Origin of the sequence: Streptomyces sp. NPDC058964, from assembly GCF_042741275.1 — a bacterium.
In the GTDB taxonomy this organism is placed as follows: domain Bacteria; phylum Actinomycetota; class Actinomycetes; order Streptomycetales; family Streptomycetaceae; genus Streptomyces.
Genome location: NZ_JBHYKH010000757.1, coordinates 1 through 3,093, shown reverse-complemented (window position 1 = coordinate 3,093; position 3,093 = coordinate 1). Strand labels below are relative to the sequence as shown.

General features: G+C 74.9%; 1 protein-coding gene. It reads right to left on the bottom strand.

The features are described from left to right. On the bottom strand, positions 1-3,093 hold a 3,093-nt coding region (locus tag ACFW2E_RS44260; protein ID WP_384477074.1), incomplete at both ends, for an acyltransferase domain-containing protein.

Sequence of the window (3,093 nt, the reverse complement as noted above, 5' to 3'; positions counted from 1 at the left end):
GGTGCGGGGCGGGGGTCCGGGGGCTCCCGCGGCGGAGCCGGCGGGCCCCCGGGCGCCCCGGCCGCTCGGCGACGACCCGGCCGAGGCCGCCCAGACCGCCGGTGATCAGGTGCACGCCGTCGGTCCCGGTCTCCTCGCCGTCGTCGGGCCGGGTGCGGACCAGACGCGGTACCAGGCGGCCGGAATCGCGCAGCGCGACGAGCCGTTCGTCGTCCGCGTGCCACAGCTGCGTCCACAGTTCCCCGATGCCGCCCGTCGGCGGCAGGTCGACCAGGGTGGTGGCCAGCTCGGGGTACTCCTGCGCCACGGCGAGCGCGAAGCCCCAGGCCAGCGCCTGCTGGGGGTGCGTCACCGCGGTGCTGTCCCCGGCGGCCTGGCTGCCGCGTACGACCACGAACAGGCGCGGCGCCCGGCCCGTGAGCCGGTCGGCGAGGGCCCGTACCAGGTGCAGGGTGCTCAGGCAGCACAGCCGGGCCGCCTCCTCGGCGGTGCCGGTGTCGCCGATCGCCGGGGCGTCGAGCGCGGAGAGCTGGACCACCCGCTCGGGCGGCCCGTCCGCGTAGGCCTCGTCCAGCAGTCGGGCCAGCTGGGCCGGATCGGCCGGGTCGAGGACGTACCGTCCGGGCCCCTCGACGCCGAACGCCTCTCCCCTGCGCGCGATCACAGGCGGTGCATGGTCGCCCAGCCGGGCGGCGAGTTCAGCGGCCACCCCGGTCTCGTCGGCGAGGATCAGCCAGCCTCCCCCGGCGGGCGGCTCCTGTGCCTCGGGGCGCGGCTGCCAGCGGGTCTCGAAGAGGGCGCCGTCCAGCGGCGAGAGCGCGGCGAGCCGGAACTCCGCCGCCTCCAGCACGAGTTGTCCGTCCTGGTCCCACAGCCTGAGGTCGAGGGACGCGGTGTCGCCGTCCACGCCGCGCAGGGCGCAGGTCACCCAGACCGGTGTGGTGCGCAGTCCGGTGTACCGCAGCCGTCCGACCCCGGCGGGGACGAACGCCCGTCCTTCGGGGGCGTTCGCGGGCAGCGCGGCCGAGTGGAAGGCGGCGTCGAGGACGGCGGGGTGCAGCAGATGACCGGCGGCGGGCCTGGCGGCGAGCCGGCCGAGCGCGGCCGTGTCGGTGCGGTGGCCCTCCTCCAGGCCCCGGAAGAAGGGGCCGTAGTCGATGCCGAGGGCGGCGAGCCCGGCGTACACGGACGGCATGTCGACCCGCTCCGCGCACCGTTCGCGCAGCGCGTCCAGGCTCTCGCCGTCGCCGCTCTCCGGCCCGGCGGCGGCGACGGTGACCCGGCCGGTGACATGGCGCTCCCACCGCCGGCCCGCGGCGGCGGAGGCGATGGTGAACTCCCGGACTCCGTCGTCGGCCGGCCGCAGCACGAGCTGCAGACGGACGGGGCGTGCCTCGTCCAGGCGCAGCGGCTGCACGAACTCGACGCCGGCCAGCCGCACTTCGGCGTCCTCCGTGACCGCGGACGCGGCTTCGATCGCCATGCCGAGGAAGGCCGCGCCGGGCAGCCATACCTCGCCCGTGACCTGGTGGTCGGTCAGATAGGCGAAGCGGGTGTCGCGCAGGTCGATCTCGCTCTGGAAGATGTCCTTGCACGGCTCGTCGCTGGCCTCGACATGGGTGCCGAGCAGCGGCGAACCGGCACTCGTGCCGCCCGCCCGGACGGGGGCGAGCCAGTGCCGTTCGCGGGCGAAGGCGTAGGTGGGCAGGTCGAGCCTGCGGCCCCGCGGGAACAGCGCCGGCCAGTCCGGCGTGTACCCGGCGGTGTACAACTCGCCCAGCCTGCCCAGCAGTACGTCCTGGCCGTCGCGCTGCCGGCGCAGCGAGCCGACGCCCACCGCGTCGATGCCGGCCTCGGCCGCCACCGCCTCGACCGACGAGGTGAGCGACGGGTGCGGGCTGAGCTCCACGAAGTAGCGGTAGCCGTCGTCCAGCAGCCGCCGGACGGTGTCCGCGAAGCGGACGGGCTGTCTGAGATTGGCGAACCAGTACTCGGCGTCGAGCCGGTCCCCCGGCACGGGTTCGGCCAGCACCGACGAGTAGAACGGCGTCGGCGTGCGCGTGCCGCGGATTCCCGAGAAGCGGTCGAGCAGCTGGTCGCGGAGCGGATCCAGCAGCGGGGTGTGCGAGGCGAACGGTGTCGACAGGACGCGGGCGGGGATCCGCCGCTCCTCCAGGGCCTGCCGCAGTTCGGCCAGCGCGTCGGCGTCGCCCGAGACGGCGGTGGCGTGGGCGCTGTTGACGGCCGCGACGAACAGCCGGTCCGCGTACGGTGCGAGCAGCTTCTCGACGTCGGGGCGCGGAAGTTCCACGGCCAGCATGCCGCCGTGCCCGACCACGGGCACGACCGCCTGGGCGCGTCCGGTCACCACGGTGACCGCCTCGTCCAGGGTCAGGGCTCCCGCGGCGTAGGCGGCGGCGATCTCGCCCAGGCTGTGTCCGACGACGGCGTCCGGTGTGACACCGAGCTCCCGCCAGGCGGCGGCCAGGGCCGCGTTGACCGCGAACAGGACCGGCTGGAGGTACTCCGTGCGGTCGAGCGGGGAGAACTCCTCGGGTGCGCGCAGCACATTGAGCACCGACCAGCCGACATGACGCTGGACGGCCTCGTCGATGCGGGCCAGTTCGTCGTGGAAGGCCTGCGATTGGGACATCAGCTCGATGCCCATGCCGGTCCACTGGCCGCCGTGTCCGGCGAACACGAAGGCCACCTTGCCGGTCTGCTCCTCGCGTGGCGGAGCCGTCGGCCTGCGCCCGGTGCCGAGTGCCTTGAGGGAGGAGAGCAGTTCGTCCCGGTCGCCCGCGACGATCGCCGTGCGCCATTCGAAGTGGCTGCGGTGGCGGGCCAGGGTGTGTGCGACGTCGGGCAGCGGGGTGCCGGCGGTGACGTACCGGGCCAGGCGCCCGGCCTGTCCGCGCAGCGCGGTCTCGCTGCGTGCGGACAGCGTGAAAAGCCGCTTCCGTGGCGGTGGTTCGGGAGTGGTCGCTGTCTCGGCGGGCGGGGCCTCCTCGACGAGAAACTGGGGGGTGGGGCGGCTGATACCGTAGGCGGGGATACCGGCGCGCCTGATCCGCTCCCCAGGTGGAGGCGCGT